The sequence below is a fragment of the Sulfitobacter sp. JL08 genome (assembly GCF_003352045.1).
Taxonomy (GTDB): Bacteria; Pseudomonadota; Alphaproteobacteria; order Rhodobacterales; family Rhodobacteraceae; genus JL08.
Genome location: NZ_CP025815.1, coordinates 1,888,038 through 1,906,775, shown reverse-complemented (window position 1 = coordinate 1,906,775; position 18,738 = coordinate 1,888,038). Strand labels below are relative to the sequence as shown.

Sequence of the window (18,738 nt, the reverse complement as noted above, 5' to 3'; positions counted from 1 at the left end):
AGATTATGGATCCACTATCCTGGGGCGAGATTATCATCCGCATCCTCTATCAGTTCACACCGGTCTGGATTTCGCTGGCGGTTCTGTATTCACTGTCGATGGCCTACAAGCGCAAGCTGGGGCTTTATGGCAAACTTTATGACAGCCCGATCGGCATGATCGGCTTTGGACTGGTGATGTTCTGGGTGTTCACCGGCATTTACGGGTCGCTTGACCTGATCATCACCCATGATCCGCTGAACCAGGTGTCCGGCATGAAGAACAAGGTGCCCGGCACACCGCTGGCCGGCGCAAGCGAGGGCGAATATGCCTATTATCTGCTGGGTGGTGACAATCTGGCGCGCGATGTGTTCAGCCGGATGGTCAAAGGCGCATGGGTTGTGGTGCAGATCGCACCGCTGGCCACAATGTTTGCCTTTATGGTCGGTATCACACTGGGTCTGCCGGCGGGGTATTATGGCGGGCGTCTGGACACGGTCCTGTCGTTCCTTGCCAACCTGATCCTCGCCTTTCCGGTTATCCTGCTGTTCTATCTTCTGGTCACACCCGAGATCGTGGACACCGGCATCCCGAACTTCATGGCGGTTTTCCTGTTTATCTTCCCGCTGGTCTTTGTCGGTATCCTGCTGAATTCGCGCTATTACACGCAGCCGAATTTCCGCACACCGCTGTTGATCGGGGTTCTGGGGGCGATGGCGTGGGTTTACCTATCGCTGATTTCCGAGGTCGGATCGATCATCTATGTCCTGCCCGGATTTCTGGACCTGTTTGACGTGCCCGGCGGCATCCTTGTGGTGTTCGTATCGGTGGTGTTCGTGAACTCGCCCACCGTGTTCCGGATCGTGCGCGGTCTGGCGATGGATATCAAAACCCGCGATTATGTGGCTGCGGCCCAGACCCGTGGCGAAGGTCCGTGGTACATCATGCTGTGGGAAATCCTGCCCAACGCCCGCGGGCCGCTGATCGTCGATTTCTGTCTGCGCATCGGCTATACCACGATCCTTTTGGGCACATTGGGCTTTTTCGGCCTTGGCCTGCCACCGGAAAGCCCGGACTGGGGCAGCACGATCAACGAAGGGCGCAAGCTGTTGTCGATCTATCTGCACCCTGCCCTGCCGCCGGCGCTTGCGCTGCTGAGCATGGTGCTGGGCCTGAACCTGCTGGCGGACGGCCTGCGGGAAGAAAGCCTGAAGGACTAGATATAAAGCGCGGGACCGGGGGCCAGCCCCCGGACCCCCGGGATATTTTTGAACAAAAGAAGATCAGGGCGCTGACCGCATGATCTCAACTCTCCAACAGGAGGACTGCCAGATGGCAAAAACACAATATGACGGGCCCATTCTGGAGATCGACAAGCTGTCGATTTCATTCTTTACCCGCTTGCGCGAAATTCCCGCCGTGATGGATTTTTCCGTCAATGTGCGCCCTGGCGAGGCGGTGGGGCTTGTCGGGGAATCGGGCTGTGGCAAATCCACCGTTGCGCTTGGGGTGATGCAGGATCTGGGCAAGAACGGCCGGGTCGTCGGCGGATCGATCAAGTTCAAGGGGCGCGATCTGGGCGCGATGAGCGACGAGGAATTGCGCGATATCCGCGGATCTGAGATTGCGATGATCTATCAGGAGCCGATGGCGTCGCTGAACCCGGCGATGAAAATCAGTAAACAGCTGATGGAAGTGCCGATGATCCATCAGGGCATGAACGAAAAAGACGCCTATGACCGGGCGCTGCAGGTGGTCACGGATGTGAAACTGCCTGATCCCGCGCGGATCCTGAATTCGTTTCCGCACCAGCTGTCTGGTGGTCAGCAGCAGCGTATCGTGATCGCGATGGCGCTGATGTCGGAACCGTCCTTGCTGATCCTGGATGAACCGACCACCGCGCTTGACGTGACGGTCGAGGCGGCGGTTGTCGAACTGGTCAAGGATCTGGGCAAGAAGTACGGCACTTCGATGCTGTTCATCAGCCATAACCTGGGGCTGGTTCTGGAAACCTGTGACCGGATTTGCGTGATGTATTCGGGCGAAGCCGTGGAACGGGGCAGCATCGAAGATGTGTTCGACAAGATGCAGCATCCTTATACTCAGGCGCTGTTCCGTTCGATCCCGCTGCCGGGGGCCGACAAGAACAGCCGTCCGCTTGTGGCCATTCCGGGCAACTTTCCCCTGCCCCATGAACGGCCACAGGGCTGCAACTTTGGCCCGCGCTGCGATTATTTCGAGGCCGGGCGCTGTGATCAGGGGCAGATCATGATGGAGGATGTGCCGGGCAACGAGCGGCACGCCTCGCGCTGTGTGAAGTTCAAGGAGATCGACTGGAACGCGCCGATGGAGCTGGCCGAGAAGAAGGAAAAAGGCGAAATCGGTCAGGTCGTTCTGAAGATGGACAACCTCAAGAAGTATTATGAGGTGGCGGCAAGCGCCCTGTTTGGCGGTGGCGAGAAGAAAGTGGTCAAGGCGAACGAAACGCTGAGTTTCGAAGCGCGCGAATCCGAAACGCTGGCAATCGTGGGGGAATCCGGGTGCGGAAAGTCGACCTTTGCCAAGGTTCTGATGGGATTGGAAACGGCCACCGAAGGCCAGATTCTGCTGGATAACCGCAACATCGAACAAACCCCGATCGAACAGCGCGATACCAAAACCGTTGCCGACATCCAGATGGTGTTTCAAAACCCGTTTGACACATTGAACCCGTCAATGACGGTGGGACGCCAGATTATCCGGGCGCTGGAAATTTTTGGCTACGGAAACAGCGAGGCCGAGCGCAAGCAACGCATGCTGGAACTTCTGGATCTGGTGAAACTGCCCCGCGCTTTTGCCGAACGGATGCCGCGCCAGTTGTCAGGCGGCCAGAAACAGCGTGTCGGGATTGCGCGCGCCTTTTCGGGCGGTGCGCGGATCGTGGTGGCGGACGAACCGGTTTCGGCGCTTGATGTGTCGGTTCAGGCAGCGGTGACCGATCTGTTGATGGAAATCCAGCGGGAAGAAAAAACCACTCTGCTGTTCATCAGCCATGACCTGTCGATTGTGCGTTATCTCAGCGACCGGGTCATGGTGATGTATCTGGGGCACGTAGTGGAACTGGGCACCACCGATCAGGTTTTCAGCCCGCCCTATCATCCCTACACAGAAGCGTTGCTGTCGGCGGTGCCGATTGCCGACACCAAGGTCAAGAAAAAGCATATCGTGCTTGAGGGTGATATTCCTTCGGCGATGAACCCGCCGACAGGTTGCCCGTTCCAGACGCGCTGTCGTTGGAAATCGCAGGTGCCGGGGAACCTGTGCGAAAAGGAAGTGCCGCCGGTCCGAGTTCTGGCGGGCAACCATCAGGTCAAATGCCACTTGAGCGACGAAAAATTCGCCGAAATGGAACCGGTTATCGAGATTGCCGCAGAATAACCCGTGGCCTGGTTTTGAAACCAAAAGGGCGGCCCCCTGTGGGACCGCCCTTCTTGCTGAATGTCTGAACGTGTCCCGACGGATCAGACAAACAGCGAAGCGATGACGGTGATGCAGTAGGTCATCGAAAAGAAGAAAAAGCCCGGTTTTGTTTGGCGCATGACCAGCGAAACCAGCAACATCGGCAGGGTCAGAACCACACCGGTGGATCCGATAAGGCCAAAGGACGCGGCCAGTGCCGTGCCTGGCCCCCAGGGTGATCCGGCCTGAACTGCACCCAGATTAAGAATGGCGACCAGCAGACCGATGGCAAGGCCCACACCGCTGGGCACAAAGTACTGTCCGCTGGCGGCGCCATCCTTGGCACGCAGCTTGGCAGCACGCGGGTTTTTCGCGTAGGCAGTGATTGCATGGCTTTTGCCGCGCATGGGCGTGCGTTGCGCCTTCATGCGTACTGCATTGGCCTGATTGATCCGGTTGATCCGATCATGAAATTCTGTCGAGGCCATCGTGGTTGCTCCGCTTGGTGTTGATGTCTTGAATACAGGTTTGGCGGATAAAAATGGCTGCAATGGGGCCGGGATTTGGAATGGTTAAGGTATCGGCAGACGCGCCTGCCGCAATCTGAACACAGCCAGAGCGTGCAATCATTGTTCAAGACACTGTTTTGCGGAAAGGTTGGAAACAATCCGGGACTGGCGCTAGCTGCCCCAGATGATTTTCACGTAATCGCGGGTTTCTTTATAGGGTGGAACACCGCCGTGCTTTTTGACGGCCTCCGGACCTGCATTATAGGCTGCAAGGGCCAGACGCCACGATCCGAATTCGCGATATTGTTCAAAAAGATAACGCGCACCGCCATCGAGGTTTTCGTAGGGGTCTGACGGATCAACGCGCAACATGCGCGCGGTTTGGGGCATCAACTGGGCCAGTCCGAACGCACCTTTGTGCGATTTCGCGCGCGGATTCCAGTTGCTTTCCTGCTGAACCAGTCGCACGAAAAGGTCTTCGGGCACATTGTTGCGCCGCGCCGCATCGCGCGCCATTGTCAGGTATTTGCCCTTGTACTTTCCGTCATAGCCCAGCGTGCCCCATTTGGTCGGGGTGTTGACCGTAGGGGGCTGAAGACGGACCGAATTGTTGTATTGCTTGGACGCACGCGAATCGAGGATTCTAGTTTGCGAACTGAACAGGGCTGCGCGGTTCTTGGACGAAAAAACATCCGCCCCTGCCGCGGTTCCACCCACCATGGCCATGATCAAACAGGCCGATACTTGTCTGCGCATACGGTTTTTCCCAGCACCAATCCCTGCGCGCACTATAGCGGTTTTATCGGCTTTCGCCAGTCCGGGCGCGCATGTCGGCATATTGTCGTCGTTAACCGTGTTTAAACCAAGTTGCAGGAAGTGTAACGTCGCCAGAGAAACGGCGTGACAGATTCGAAACGTCATGCGCAACAAGACCTAGCGGGGGCAAAACGACATGGCCGGATCGGTTAACAAAGTCATTCTTATCGGCAATCTGGGGCGTGATCCCGAAGTGCGCACATTCCAGAACGGCGGCAAGGTGTGCAACCTGCGCATCGCTACATCCGAGACCTGGAAAGACAAGAATACCGGAGAGCGCAAAGAACGGACCGAATGGCATTCGGTGGCGATTTTTAACGAAGGTCTGGTGCGTATTGCCGAACAATACCTGAAAAAAGGGTCCAAGGTTTATATCGAAGGCCAGTTGCAGACCCGCAAGTGGCAGGACCAGTCCGGTCAGGACAAATATTCAACCGAAGTTGTGTTGCAAGGCTTTGGCGGTACGTTGACGATGCTGGATGGCCGCGACGGCGGCGGTGGTGGCGGATCGTCTTATGGCGGTGGCCAGGGCGGCGGATACGACAGTGGTTCGCAAGACAGCGGCTATGGCGGCGGGTCACAGGGTGGATCACAAGGCGGTGGATCATCCTCGCGCGATCTGGACGACGAAATCCCGTTTTAAGAGGTGGAACAATGGCGCGGTGCGGGGTGACGTGCCGCTGCCGTCAAGACATCTGGGCGCGCAGGGCCAGCGCGTCGGTCAATACATCCAGAACTGTTGATGCCGGCACATCGCCGGTGACAAAAGCCTGACCGATGCCGCGCGCCAGAACAAACCGTAACTGGCCATCCACCACTTTCTTGTCCTGCCCCATCAATTCCAGCAAGGTGGCGGCATCCGGCAGGTCGCCCGCGATGTCGGCCAGATCGGTTTTCATGCCCATGCTGCGCAAATGGGCGCGCACGCGGCTTGGGTCTTCTTGCGAACACAGCCCCAGACGGGCAGACAATTCAAAGGCCAGCGCGCAGCCGATAGCAACGCCTTCACCATGCAGCAGGCGGTTGCCGTATCCGGTTGCGGCCTCAAGCGCGTGACAGAATGTGTGCCCAAGGTTCAGCAAGGCGCGATCGCCCTGTTCGGTTTCATCGCGAACGACAATATCCGCCTTCATCTGTACGGAATGGCGCACGGCCTCGATGCGGGTGGCCTGATCACCGGCGCTTAAGGCCGCACCGTTCCGTTCCAGCCATTCAAAAAATGCCGCATCGCCCAGTAATCCGTATTTGACCACCTCGCCATAACCCGCCAGAAAATCGCGGGCGTGCAGCGTACCCAGAATATCAATGTCAGCCAGAACCATGCTGGGCTGATGAAATACGCCGATCAGGTTCTTGCCCTGGGTCGCGTTGATACCGGTTTTGCCACCGACCGAACTGTCAACCTGGGCCAGAAGCGATGTCGGCATCTGCACAAACCGCACGCCGCGGCGCAAGATCGCGGCGGCAAACCCGGCCAGATCACCTATCACCCCGCCGCCAAACGCCACCACAACATCGGATCTTTCCACCTTTTGATCCAGCAGCCAGTCAACGCTTTGGGTTAGATGCGCCCAGCTTTTGGTGCTTTCGCCGGCGGGCAGTGTCAGCGCGACCATGTCGATCCCTTCGGCAGAAAGACCGGCGCGCAACCGTTCCAGATGCAGGGCCGCCACGTTTTCATCGGTCAGAACCGCGACGCGCGGGCGGCGCAATAACGGGGCCACATATGTGCCTGCACGATCCACAAGTCCGGGGCCGATCACCACGTCATAGGCCCGCCCGGGCAAGGGAACAGATACGGTAACTGTCATTTCGAACGCTCCAGTACGTCGGATCGGTGCAACAACGCGTCGATCACGCGATCCACCATATCATCGATGGAAAACTTCTTGTCGGCCTGCACCATCAGGTCGGCCTGCCGGTAAATCGGCACACGCGCTTCATACAATTCGGTCAGTTTTCCCAGCGGATCAGGCGTGCGCAGCAACGGGCGCGTGTCCTTGTGGCGCACCCGCGACCAAAGCAGATCAAGGTTCGCGTTCAACCACACGGAAACGCCCTGTTGTGAAATCTGCTGGCGGTTCTGTGGTGCCAGAAACGCGCCGCCCCCGGTCGACAGGATTCCCGGTGTTTCCGTCAGCAGGCGCGCGATAACCTGGCTTTCCTTGGCGCGAAAAAAACCTTCGCCGTCGCGTTCGAAAATTTCCGGTATCGTGCGCGCGGCGGCAAGTTCTATTTCGTGATCGCTGTCCAGAAACGGCACATCAAGCCGTGCGGCCAATGCGCGCCCCACGGCCGTTTTTCCGGCCCCCATCATGCCAACCAGAACAACGGTCTTGTGCAGGTGATAATTGGTGTCCGGTTGGCTTTTATCCGACATATTTTGCTTAATTCCGCTCATTATGTTGTGAATGACGTGATCTTGGCAAAAAGGCCATATATAAGTTTAACAGGCAGGCAAAGACCGCGGTCAAACCGCAGAATCGAGGGTGACATGGTACGTTTTTTGAAATTTCTGGTGTACCTGTGTTTTTTCGGATTTCTTGGAATTGTCGGATATGCATATATCGGGCCGTTTTTTGGGGCCGATTTCTCAGCGCCGCAAACCGAGATGCGGGAACCGGTGATTCTGAATGCGGATTAAAGGCCGGTGCGCCGGAATTGTTCTTGGATTTACCCTGATCGGCGCGCAAGCAGGCGCGCAACAGCCACTGTCAGCCATTGAATGGTTGAACAAAAACCCGCCTTCAACGGCGGCGGCGTTGCCGGCTGAACCACCGATTGCACAAAGCGCGGCACAGCCGGAAATTTCCGTGGCCCCGCTGGAAGGGTCAGCCAACCGCGCCATTGGTCTGGTGCCCGCATCGGTGACGGGATTGCCGCCCACATTGTGGAACAACAGCGAGACGCGGGTTCTGATACGGCTGATTTCCGATCTTCCGGTCGAGGAATTGCCAGCCATGCAGTCGCTTTTGTACAAACTGTTGCTGGCCGAGGCGGATCAGGATCCCGATGCGCCCGCCACGCAAACCCTGCTGCTGGCGCGGATTGACAAGCTGGTCGAACTGGGTGCGCTGGATGCGGCACAGGCGCTGATCGAACAGGTCGGGCCGGAACGGTCCAAGGCGCTGTTCGGGCGCTGGTTTGATGTCACCCTGCTGACCGGGGACGAAGATCGTGCCTGTGCCGTGATGAACCGCGCGCCGCATCTGGCGCCGGGTTACGGGGCGCGGGTGTTTTGCGCTGTGCGTGCAGGCGATTGGCAGAACGCGGCGCTTATGCTGGACACTGCGCATGCCCTGTCGCTGATCGATCCGCATTCCGAGGCGCTGCTGGAACGGTTCGTAGAACTCGAAGCGTTTGAGGATGCGCCACCTTTAACCTTAAGCGGCCCGGTCACGCCTTTGGTCTTTCGGCTTCATGAAGCAATCGGAGAACCGCTGAACGCGGCATCCCTGCCCCGCACCTTTGCCAGCGCCGATCTGCGCGAGGTCGCGGGATGGAAGGCGCAACTGGAAGCCGCCGAACGGCTAAGCCGAAGCGGCGCGCTGCCCGCCAACCGGTTGCTGGGCATCTACACCGCCCGTCTACCTGCCGCGTCGGGCGGGATCTGGGACCGGGTTGAGGCGCTGCAACGGTTCGATACAGCGTTGAACAGCAAAAGCCCGACAGCCGTGGCCAAAACACTACCGCCCGCATGGCAGGCCATGCAATCGGCGGGTCTGGATGTGTCCTTTGCCCAGCTGTTTGCCACCGATCTGGCAGAGATACCCCTGACCGGACAAGCCAGAGAACTGGCCTATGAAATTGCATTGCTGTCACCCGATTATGAACGCGCAGCGCAATTGTATAGTCCGCGCAGCGACCGGATGTCGTTTCTGACCGGTCTGGCCAAGGGCGATCTGACAGGGTTTCGCCCACCCAATCCGACTGCGGCGGCGATCGCGGATGCGTTCGGCCCTGATCCTGCCCCGCAAAACCTTGTTGATCTGGCGGCAGCGGGCCAGCTGGGCGAAGCGATCCTGCGCGCCATGCGGTTGTTTGATGACGGATCGCGCGGTGATCTTAACAGTCTGACGCAATCCCTTGCGGCCTTGCGCGCCTTTGGGCTGGAAGACGCCGCACGTCGCGCCAGCCTGCAACTTTTGCTGCGCTCGCCCGAGGCCTGAAATGCGCCCGACGGACGATTATCACTGGATATCGACATTTTTGGAAGCGCAGGCCGCCGAGTTGGGGGCCGCCATGAATACATTACTGGCCTACGGGCGCGATCTGAAGGATTGCGCGGCATGGCTTGATCAGCACGGCAGCGATTTTGGCAAGGCGTCCCGGGAGGATATCGAAGCCTATCTGATCGCATGTGATGCGCAGGGCCTGTCCCGGGCAACCCGCGCACGGCGGCTGTCTGCGATCAAACAGATTTACCGCTTTGCCTTTGAAGAAAGCTGGCGAACAGACAATCCGGCGATCCAGATCAAGGGGCCGGGCCGTGCGCAGCGCCTGCCCAAAACGCTGGATATCCCCGAGGTTGACGGCCTGCTGGCCGCGGCCCGCACCGTTGGCCGCAGCCCTGCTGACAGGTTGCGCAACACCTGCCTGATGGAACTGCTTTATGCGACTGGCATGCGCGTGAGTGAGCTTGTCGCGCTGCCGGTCAGCGCAGCGCGGGGAGATCCGCGCATGTTGCTGGTTTTAGGTAAGGGCGGCAAGGAACGCATGGTTCCCTTGTCCCCGCCGGCCCGTGACGCGCTGGCGGCATGGCTGGCCGAATGGGATCGCCAGCGAGAAACCGAAAGGGCCAGGGGCATCCCGCCGCCGCGCCATCTGTTTCCGTCGCGCGGCAAATCAGGCCACCTGACGCGACACAGGTTCTATCTGCTGATCAAGGAACTGGCTGTTGCCGGTGGGGTCGCGCCCGACAAGGTAACACCCCATACTTTGCGCCATGCCTTTGCCACCCATCTTCTGGCCAACGGTGCGGATTTGCGGGTGATCCAGACATTGCTGGGGCATGCGGATGTGGCGACAACGGAAATTTACACGCACGTTCTGGATGAACGCCTGAGCGAACTGGTTCTGGAGCATCATCCGCTGACCAAGACTGGTGCCCGCAAACCGACCGAAGACACCTGAACGATATGCGTTGTGCGCTGCCGCAGACATGATCATGCGCGCGCCCTGTGCCCGAAACACCGGTATTGGCGATCTATGGCAAACGCTCTCTTGATTGAACCGCACGCTGTGCCCATAACCCTCTTTCAGAAAGAAGGATGAATTTCGAAATGGACACTCCTGCATCGGCTTTGGATAGTGCGTTCTGGATCACAACGGGGGTGATCCTGTTTCTGCTTGTCCTGTCCGGATTTTTTTCGGGGTCGGAAACGGCTTTGACGGCAGCGTCGCGCGGGAAATTGCGCGCTCAGGCCGACAAGGGCAACAAGGGGGCGCGTCGCGCGCTGGATATCACCGAAGACAACGAACGCCTGATCGGGTCGGTGTTGCTGGGCAACAATCTGGTGAACATTCTTGCAGCGTCACTGGCCACTGTTATTTTCACACGCGCCTTTGGCGAAAGCGGTGTGGCCCTGGCGACGCTGGTGATGACCCTGCTGGTTCTGATCTTTGCGGAAGTGTTGCCCAAGACCTATGCGATCACAAATGCGGAACGCGCCGCGGCATTGGTATCGCCGCTTATTCAGGTGGTGATCTGGGTTTTTTCGCCGATTGTCGCGGTGGTGCGCCTGTTCGTGCGCGGTGTGCTGCGCCTGTTTGGCGTCCAGATCGATCCTGATCGCAACATTCTGGCCGTGCGCGAGGAAATCGCCGGTGCGCTTCAACTGGGCCATTCCGAAGGGGTTGTCGAAAAAGAAGACCGGGATCGCATTCTGGGGGCGCTGGATCTTGCCGAACGCATGGTGGAAGAGATCATGTTGCACCGCTCGGGCATCGAAATGATTGATGCCACCCATGCGCCCGAACAGATCCTGAACCAGTGTCTGGAAAGCAACCACACCCGCCTGCCGGTGTTTCAGGGCGATCAGGAAAACATCATCGGCGTCGTGCACGCCAAGGATCTGCTGCGCGCGATGCACAAACTGGTGCGGGGCAAACCGGGCGCAGACGGTCTGAAGGATTTCAAAATTCAGGACGTGGCAATGCCGCCCTATTTTGTGCCCGAAACCACAACGCTGGACGACCAGATGCGCCAGTTTCTGCGCATGCGCACCCATTTCGCGCTGGTGGTGGATGAATACGGCTCGCTGCAGGGCCTGATCACGCTGGAAGATATTCTGGAAGAAATCGTGGGTGAAATCACCGACGAATTCGACCCCGATGCCGAACATCCGATCCGCAAGATGGACAATGGTACCTTTACCGTGGACGGGGCCATGACGATTCGCGATCTGAACCGCGCCACCGACTGGACCCTGCCCGATGACGAGGCCAACACGGTGGCCGGGCTTGTCATTCACGAAGCCCAGATGATCCCCAGCGTCGGACAGGTATTTTCGTTCCATGGCTTCCGGTTCGAAGTGACCGCGCGCGATGGCAATCGCATATCCAAACTTAAGATACGTGCGCTCTGATCACGCGCCTCTCGGCGCGTGCGGCGGAGTGCTGGGTTTCAAGTATTTTTGAAAAGATGAAGGCGGGTGCTGTGCTTCATCTTTTCTTCAATACTTATTCCACCCTCGCCTGCCCGCGCCTAAGCGCGCAGTTTTTCGCCTTTGGGGTCAAAGGGCGGCTCGTGCAGGATTGTCGCCTTGTGCGGTTTTCCCAGAACCATCACCTCGACACTGTCGCCAGCTTGCGCCCCGTTGACATAGCCAAGCGCCAGCGATTGCCCGACCGTATAGCCATAGGTGCCCGATGTTACGCGCCCGATCCCCTTGCCGTTCTTGAAAATGGGCTCCCCACCCGTGGCATCGGCGTTGGAGGCATCGGTTTCGCCGCTATCCAGAGCCAGCAGAACCAGATGTTCGCGCGCCTCTTTTTGCAGGTTGGCGGCCACCGCGTCCTTGTTGAGAAAATCCTTGTCCAGCTTGCATAACCGGTCCAGGCCAACTTCCTGTGGCCAGTACTCGGGTGAATATTCACGCGACCAGCTGCCATAGCCTTTTTCGACCCGCAAGCTCATCAGTGCGCGCCCGCCCACGGGGCCTGCGCCGACGGCTTTGCCAGCCTCGATCAGGGCAGTGTAAAGCCGTTCCTGATCCTGCGCCGCGCAGTGCAACTCCCATCCCAGATCGCCGGTAAAAGATACGCGCAGGGCCAGCACTTCAACCCCGGCAAGTTCGATCCGCTTTGAGCGCATGAACGGAAAATCCTGGGTCGCGAGCGAGGCATTGGTCAGCCGCTGCAACATTGCGCGGCTTTGCGGGCCGGCCACGTTGAATCCGCACATCGCTTCTGTCCGGCTTTCGAATGTGGTGCCTTCGGGCAAGGGGACTTCCTTGAAGAAGCGCGAATGGTAGCGTTCGGCGATGCCTGAGCCGATGACCCAGAATTCGTCTTCGGCAAGGCGCGTCACGGTGAAATCACCTGCAATGCCGCCCCGTTTGCCAATCAGCGGCGTCAGGCACGACCGCCCGACAGCTTTGGGCATGTTATTGGCAAAGACCGCGTTCAGCCAGCTTTCGGCGTCCGGACCCTTGCAGATATATTTGGCAAAGTTCGAAATATCGATGATGCCTGCGCGGTCACGCAGCATTTTGCATTCCGCACCCACCGGTTCCCACCAGTTCTGGCGGGTAAAACCGTTGGTGTCTTTCACACCTGGTGCATCGGCAAACCACAGCGGGTGTTCCCAACCATAGTTCAGCCCGAACACCGCGCCCATGTCCTTTTGCATCTGGTAGATCGGGCGGGTGCGGCACGGGCGGCCTGCGCTGCGTTCTTCGTTGGGGAAATGGATGGCAAAGCGGTTGGCGTATTGATCGCCCACCTTGGCCTTGGTGAATTCCTTGCCTGCCCAAAGACCAAAACGCGCCATGTCCCAGGCGAACATATCGTATTTCATTTCGCCTTCGATGATCCATTGCGCAACCATCAGGCCCATGCCGCCCGACTGGCTGAAGCCCGGAATGATGCCGTTGCAGCAGAAATAGCCTTGCAGTTCGGGCACCGGCCCAAGGATCACGTTGCTGTCGGGCGACCAGATCATCGGACCGTTGATCACCCGCTTGACGCCGGCGCTGCCCACAGCGGGCACACGATCGATCGCGCGCATCATGTTGTCTTCGATCCGTTCCAGATCGTCGGGAAACAGATCATGGGCGAAATCCAGCGGGGTGCCGTTTTCGGCCCAGAATTTCAGGTTCTTTTCATAGGCGCCGACCAGCAGCCCCTTGCCTTCCTGACGCAGGTAATATTCGCCGTCGCGGTCGGCCACTGATGGCAGACGGCGGTCCAGCGCGGCGATTTCATCGATAGTTTCGGTCACGAAATACTGGTGTTCCGTAGGTTGCAGGGGCAATTCGATCCCGGCAAGCGCCGCCACTTCGCGCCCCCACAGGCCCGCCGCGTTGATCACCCATTCGGTGCGAATATTTCCTTTGGGCGTTTCCACGATCCATGTGCCATCTGGCTGCGGCGTGGTGGCCGTGACCGGCGTGAACCGCATGATTTCCGCGCCATTCTGGCGCGCGCCGGCTGCATAGGCGTTGGTCACGCCGCTGGGGTCCACATTGCCGCCATCGGGTTCCCACATGATACAGCGGATGCCGTCAAAGTTTACCAGCGGGTGCAGGCGTTCGGCCTCGTCACGGGTCACTTCGTGAAAATTCATGCCATAAAGCTTGGCCTTGGCCGCCTGCAGGCGCAATTGATGTTCGCGGGCTTCGGTCTGGGCCAGATACAGGCTTCCGGGTTGGAACACGCCGCAGCTTTGGCCGGTTTCTTCCTCAAGCGCGTTGTATAGGTTCATCGTGTAGTGCTGGATGCGGCTGATATTGGTGCTGTCGTGCAATCCGTGAATGTTTGCCGCTGCGTGCCATGTGCTGCCGCTGGTCAACTCGTCGCGTTCCAGCAGAACAACATCCGACCAGCCCAGTTTGGTCAGGTGGTACAGGATCGAGCAGCCGATCACGCCGCCTCCGATCACTACGGCTTGGGCATGGGTGCGCATCTGGCGTTGTCCTTTGTTGATGACGTGCTGACGGGCAACCTGACGCCCATTACGGCGTTCCGGTTGCCCTTTCCCGACATATCGGGTCGCAGTGATACAAACTGTGGGGGAAATTACACGCGCTCAGGCGTGCCAGGATGGATTGTCGTCACAAACGCGACCTGTACTAATGAATCATCGGCCTGTCCACCAGCGCCGCGCCGACTAATGCAGCCAGCGCGGCCGAGGATGCGGCCAACCCCTCACCCTTTACCACACTAACGCCGCATCCTCTTGATTTGAGTGTAGCATCAATCAGCGATTGCCTACATTGATCAAGATTAATGCTGCGACGACATATTCGCCGGTCAAGCCATTTCGGGGCGGTATCAGCCAGCCTGATCCAGAACTGTCCGGCACGTGCTGGATGTCAGGCGTGTCCGGTCATCTTCGAAGGCCAGGGTCTCTTGCGCGCGGCGATAGGCCAGAGCGGCCATGTCGGCGGCGGCGGTGCGAATGCCCGGTTCCGCATGTTCGATCAAACCGGTCAGCGTGTGTTGCAACCTTTGCTGCACTTCAATGTTGTTTGCCCCGTCGCGCGCAAGTGCGCCAAACGCGTCTTCCAGCAGATCTGCCGGATCCATCGGTCTGGACCAAAGAAACGGGTGACGGATGGTTTCGTCACTGTCATATGCGCTTTTGCAAACCATCAGGATACGCCCCAGACGCGTGATGATATCGATCGCGGTGCCGGGATCGTTCACACCGGGCGACAGCGCCTTTGAGGCAATCTCACCCATCGCCAGCAGACCGAACCGCGGGTCCTGATCATAGGATCGCTGGTCGCCGATCGTAATGTGATCCAGCAGGGTCTTGTCGAAATCGGTGGTGTCGCTGTCTGTTTCGCTTGTCCCGCTGACATGGGCCAGAATATCGCCGCGAAACACAAAGCTGCCCACGGCGCGCACCAGATAGACGTTCATGCCCGTCTTTTCCGCCGCTTCGTTCAGCGCTTCGGGATAGATATGACGGATATACCCGGTTTCCGTGGCCAGAACATCGCGTGCAGCTTCCGAGATCACGGTATTCCTGGTCAGCGGGTTGGCGCCGAGACAGGGCATTTCTCGTCGGTCTTCCAGCAGGGCGCGGGTCTGGCTTTCAAGATCGCGGCTGGTATCCAACAGGCTGCCAAGGGTCTGCAAATGCAGGGTCCAGCGGATCAGATAAATCACGATCAGCAGCAACACCAGAACGGTCACACCAAACAGAACAACGCCGTGTTCGTCGGAATACACGCCCAGTTCCTGCATGATGATGGCCGTTAGCGCATAGACATAGGCGCCGATGAAGACGGCCAGCGTGTTTTGCGTTGTCGTGTCTTCCATGATCAGGCTGTGCACCCGCGGTGTCCATTGCGAGGCGGACGAGCGATAGACAGACACCATCACGGTCAGCGCAAATGTTGTGACCGCCAGCATTGCGTTTGCAATGATATCAAGCAGGCGGTCTGCCGATATCTCGTGCAGATAAACAGAAAACCGCGCGGGAATGACAGGATTGAACAACTGGGTTAGACCCAGTGATGCAATCGCCAACAGGCCCATCAGCACCACGCGCACCCACAGTTTGCGGGTGAATTGGCGCAGTTTTCGCAGGGCGGTTGCGGGCAGGCTTGTGATCAATCCGGTCAGAACAGAACGCTTTCTTCAGGGCCAGGCCCGTGATTAAAAAATGCACGACAGGCGGTGTCGCATTCGGACGTTCCGCCGGGGTTTTCACATGGCTATATTGCGCCGAAACCTAAAGGAATTCCAATATGAAAACCACCTCTCGTGTTGTTGTCATTGGCGGCGGAGTCGTCGGTGCGTCTGTTCTTTATCATCTCACAAAGCTCGGGTGGTCCGATGTGATGCTGCTGGAACGTTCCGAACTGACATCGGGGTCCACTTGGCATGCGGCGGGCGGGTTTCACACGCTGAACGGTGATACGAACATGGCGGCCCTGCAGGGGTATACGATCCGTCTTTACAAGGAACTGGAAGAAATCACCGGCATGTCCTGCGGGTTGCACCATGTGGGCGGCATCACACTGGCCGAAGATCAGGACCGGTTCGATATGCTGGTCGCAGAGCGGGCCAAGCACCGTTTCATGGGGCTGGAAACCGAAATCGTCACCCCGGAAGAGATCAAGAAGATCGCGCCCGTCACCAATATCGACGGCATTGTCGGCGGATTATTCGATCCGCTGGACGGGCATCTTGATCCGTCGGGCACCACCCACGCCTATGCCAAGGCCGCGCGCATGGGTGGCGCAACGATTGAAACCCATTGCATGGTGCGCGAAACCAACCAGCGCGCTGACGGCACATGGGATGTTGTGACCGACAAGGGCACGATCCACACCGAACATCTGGTCAACGCCGGTGGCCTCTGGGCGCGTGAAGTGGGCGCGATGGCGGGTCTTTATTTTCCGCTGCACCCGATGGAACATCAATATCTGGTGACAGAAGATGTTCCCATGATCGTCGAGATGATGAAGGACGGGGTGGAACATCCCCACGTCATGGACCCTGCCGGTGAAAGCTATCTGCGCCAAGAGGGCAAGGGGCTGTGCATCGGGTTTTACGAACAGAAATGTCGCCCATGGGCGGTTGAGGGAACGCCTTGGAGTTTCGGGCAGGACCTTCTGCAAGACGATTTTGACAAGATTGAAGACAGCATCGCCTTTGCCTACAAGCGCTTTCCCGATCTGGAACGCGCGGGCGTCAAGACTGTCATCCACGGTCCCTTCACCTTTGCGCCGGATGGAAACCCGCTGGTCGGCCCGGTGCCCGGCGTACGCAATTACTGGGCGGCCTGCGGCGTTATGGCGGGCTTTTCCCAGGGCGGCGGTGTCGGACTGATGCTGGCGCAATGGATGGTCGAGGGCGAAACAGAACGCGATACGTTCGCAATGGACGTTGCCCGGTTCGGAGACTGGATTTCTCCGGGCTATACGCTGCCCAAGGTCATCGAAAACTATCAGAAACGGTTCAGTGTCGCCTACCCGAACGAAGAACTGCCCGCCGCACGGCCCAACCGCACAACGCCGATGTATGACATATTCACCGAAATGGGCGCAGTCTGGGGCCAGCAATACGGGCTGGAAGTTGCGAACTATTTCGCGCAGGGCGATGAACCGGTTTATGAAACACCATCCTTCCGCCGCTCGGATGCGTTTGAGGCCACGGCGCGCGAGGTGAACGCGGTGCGCAGCGGTGTGGGTATCAACGAGCTGCACAATTTTGGCAAATATCTGGTCAAAGGCGCCGGAGCGCGTGCATGGCTTGACCGGATCATGGCGGGCCGTGTGCCGCAACCGGGCCGCCTGTCGCTGACCCCGATGCTGTCGCCCAAGGGCAAGCTGATCGGCGATTTCACCATGTCCTGTCTGGCCGAGGATGAATTCCAACTGACCGCGTCTTACGGATCACAGGCGTTCCACTATCGCTGGTTCCTGCAAAACCTTGATGAAGGTGTCAGCGTCGAAAACATCAGCGACAGGCGCAACGGTTTCCAGATCGCGGGGCCGAACGCGGCCAAGGTTCTGGCCGCCTGCACCCGCAGCGATATTTCGGATATGAAATTCCTGGATGTGCGCAAAATGACCGTCGGCATGACTGACTGCATCGTGCAGCGGGTCAGCTATACCGGTGATCTGGGGTTTGAGATTTACTGCGACCCGATGGGCCAGCGCGCGCTCTGGAATGTGCTGTGGGCTGCGGGGCAGGATCACGCCATGGTGCCATTCGGGATGCGTGCGATGATGTCGTTGCGACTGGACAAGTTCTTTGGCAGCTGGCTGTCCGAATTTTCGCCCGATTACACTGCCGCCGAAACCGGGCTGGACCGGTTCATCAGTTTCAAGAAAAACACTGATTTCATCGGCCGCGCCGCCGCCGAGGCGGAAAAAGCCAGCGGCCCCGCCCGCCAGCTTTGCGCCTTTGAGGTGGATGCCGACGATGCCGATGTGAATGCCTATGAACCGATCTGGCTGGACGGGTCGGTTCAGGGGTTCTGCACCTCGGGCGGATATTCGCATTATGCAGGCAAATCCATTGCGCTGGGCTTTGTCCCGACAGACCGTGTGGCCGAAGGCTTGGCTGTCGAGATCGAGATACTGGGCCAGATGCGCCCTGCCCGTCTGATCACCGAACCGCTGTTTGATGCTGACGGCGCGCGCATGCGCGGCTAGAACATTGTCAGGGCTGGCGCAACGGCCCGACGCCACCAAAGGCAGGACATGACAGTTCGGGTATTACTGCTGGCCGCTGGGCAGTCTTCGCGCATGAGCGGGGCTGACAAATTGCTGATGGATGTGGATGGGCAACCCTGTCTGCGGACACTCGCACTGCGGGCATACGCGGCGGGCCTGCCTGTCACTGTCACCGTTCCCGCGCCCGATCATCCGCGCGCCAGGGTGCTGGTCGATCTGGATGTTGATGTACTCGCGGTTCCCGAAGCGAATCTTGGGATGGGCCATTCGATTGGCGCAGGTGTCGCATCCCTGCCCCACGGCAGTTCTGCGGTGATGGTTGTGCCTGCGGATATGCCCGAATTATGCAGCGAAGATTTCACGGCACTGGCAGAGGCCCACGAACGGAACCCCATGGCGATCCTGCGCGCGCGTGACGCAAACGGGCGGCACGGCCATCCGGTGGTGTTTCCGTCCGATCTGTTGGGCGATCTGCAACGCCTGTCGGGCGATCGTGGGGCCGCCGGCATCGTTCAGGCCCATCAGGGGCGGTGCATCTTTATCGATCTGCCCGGCCAGCGCGCCACAACCGATCTGGATACGCCAAGTGACTGGGCAGACTGGCGGAAATCGAAAAAAACCTGACCGCCAAAAAC

The 18,738-nt window shown here is 58.8% G+C and carries 15 protein-coding genes; 9 read left to right on the top strand and 6 right to left on the bottom strand.

Annotation, left to right across the window (positions count from 1 at the left end):
* Nucleotides 1-5 precede the first annotated feature (5 nt).
* A complete protein-coding gene (locus C1J05_RS09425; protein ID WP_114870029.1) occupies nucleotides 6-1,199 on the top strand; it encodes an ABC transporter permease in 1,194 nt (397 codons plus the stop codon).
* A gap of 112 nt (nucleotides 1,200-1,311) precedes the next feature.
* Nucleotides 1,312-3,396, top strand: coding sequence for a dipeptide ABC transporter ATP-binding protein (locus C1J05_RS09420; RefSeq protein WP_114870028.1), 2,085 nt, complete (start codon nucleotides 1,312-1,314; stop codon nucleotides 3,394-3,396).
* 83 nt (nucleotides 3,397-3,479) lie between these two features.
* Here the strand turns inward: C1J05_RS09420 and C1J05_RS09415 are convergent, their stop codons facing one another.
* Nucleotides 3,480-3,905 (bottom strand): hypothetical protein, encoded by a 426-nt coding sequence (locus C1J05_RS09415; RefSeq protein WP_114870027.1) that lies wholly within the window; start codon nucleotides 3,903-3,905, stop codon nucleotides 3,480-3,482.
* A 192-nt stretch (nucleotides 3,906-4,097) separates the two neighbouring features.
* A complete protein-coding gene (locus C1J05_RS09410; protein WP_114872230.1) occupies nucleotides 4,098-4,682 on the bottom strand; it encodes a lytic transglycosylase domain-containing protein in 585 nt (194 codons plus the stop codon).
* Nucleotides 4,683-4,878: 196 nt separating this feature from the next.
* Between C1J05_RS09410 and C1J05_RS09405 the strand changes: the two genes are divergently transcribed.
* Nucleotides 4,879-5,385: a single-stranded DNA-binding protein gene (locus tag C1J05_RS09405; RefSeq protein WP_114870026.1), complete on the top strand. Its 507-nt coding sequence runs from the start codon at nucleotides 4,879-4,881 to the stop codon at nucleotides 5,383-5,385.
* A 43-nt stretch (nucleotides 5,386-5,428) separates the two neighbouring features.
* Here the strand turns inward: C1J05_RS09405 and aroB are convergent, their stop codons facing one another.
* Both aroB and C1J05_RS09395 read right to left on the bottom strand, forming a co-directional pair.
* On the bottom strand, nucleotides 5,429-6,553 hold the full coding sequence (aroB, locus tag C1J05_RS09400; protein ID WP_114870025.1) for a 3-dehydroquinate synthase: 1,125 nt from the start codon (nucleotides 6,551-6,553) through the stop codon (nucleotides 5,429-5,431).
* Nucleotides 6,550-7,143, bottom strand: coding sequence for a shikimate kinase (locus C1J05_RS09395; protein WP_114870024.1), 594 nt, complete (start codon nucleotides 7,141-7,143; stop codon nucleotides 6,550-6,552). The genes aroB and C1J05_RS09395 overlap by 4 nt, the downstream gene beginning before the upstream one ends.
* A gap of 93 nt (nucleotides 7,144-7,236) precedes the next feature.
* On the opposite strand from C1J05_RS09395, the gene C1J05_RS21710 reads away from it, so the two are divergent.
* The 4 genes from C1J05_RS21710 to C1J05_RS09380 all read left to right on the top strand — a co-directional run bounded on the left by C1J05_RS21710 (nucleotide 7,237) and on the right by C1J05_RS09380 (nucleotide 11,329).
* Complete coding sequence (locus C1J05_RS21710; RefSeq protein ID WP_205389219.1) at nucleotides 7,237-7,386, top strand: hypothetical protein; 150 nt, start codon at nucleotides 7,237-7,239, stop codon at nucleotides 7,384-7,386.
* Nucleotides 7,376-8,911 carry a hypothetical protein gene (locus tag C1J05_RS09390; protein ID WP_114870023.1) on the top strand — a complete coding sequence of 512 codons (1,536 nt, stop codon included), beginning with the start codon at nucleotides 7,376-7,378 and terminating at the stop codon, nucleotides 8,909-8,911. The genes C1J05_RS21710 and C1J05_RS09390 overlap by 11 nt, the downstream gene beginning before the upstream one ends.
* A 1-nt stretch (nucleotide 8,912) precedes the next feature.
* Nucleotides 8,913-9,875, top strand: coding sequence for a site-specific tyrosine recombinase XerD (locus tag C1J05_RS09385; protein WP_114870022.1), 963 nt, complete (start codon nucleotides 8,913-8,915; stop codon nucleotides 9,873-9,875).
* Nucleotides 9,876-10,024: 149 nt separating this feature from the next.
* Complete coding sequence (locus C1J05_RS09380) at nucleotides 10,025-11,329, top strand: HlyC/CorC family transporter (RefSeq protein ID WP_114872229.1); 1,305 nt, start codon at nucleotides 10,025-10,027, stop codon at nucleotides 11,327-11,329.
* A 119-nt stretch (nucleotides 11,330-11,448) separates the two neighbouring features.
* On the opposite strand, the gene C1J05_RS09375 is transcribed toward C1J05_RS09380, so the two are convergent.
* Together C1J05_RS09375 and C1J05_RS09370 are read right to left on the bottom strand one after the other, a co-directional pair.
* A complete protein-coding gene (locus C1J05_RS09375) occupies nucleotides 11,449-13,869 on the bottom strand; it encodes a GcvT family protein (RefSeq protein WP_114870021.1) in 2,421 nt (806 codons plus the stop codon).
* A 368-nt stretch (nucleotides 13,870-14,237) separates the two neighbouring features.
* The gene (locus C1J05_RS09370; RefSeq protein WP_254684753.1) at nucleotides 14,238-15,530 is read right to left on the bottom strand and encodes a DUF2254 domain-containing protein; all 1,293 of its coding nucleotides are present in this window, start codon (nucleotides 15,528-15,530) and stop codon (nucleotides 14,238-14,240) included.
* A gap of 134 nt (nucleotides 15,531-15,664) precedes the next feature.
* Between C1J05_RS09370 and C1J05_RS09365 the strand changes: the two genes are divergently transcribed.
* A complete protein-coding gene (locus tag C1J05_RS09365) occupies nucleotides 15,665-18,082 on the top strand; it encodes a GcvT family protein (RefSeq protein WP_114870020.1) in 2,418 nt (805 codons plus the stop codon).
* 48 nt (nucleotides 18,083-18,130) lie between these two features.
* A complete protein-coding gene (locus C1J05_RS09360) occupies nucleotides 18,131-18,727 on the top strand; it encodes a nucleotidyltransferase family protein (protein ID WP_114870019.1) in 597 nt (198 codons plus the stop codon).
* Nucleotides 18,728-18,738 lie beyond the last annotated feature (11 nt).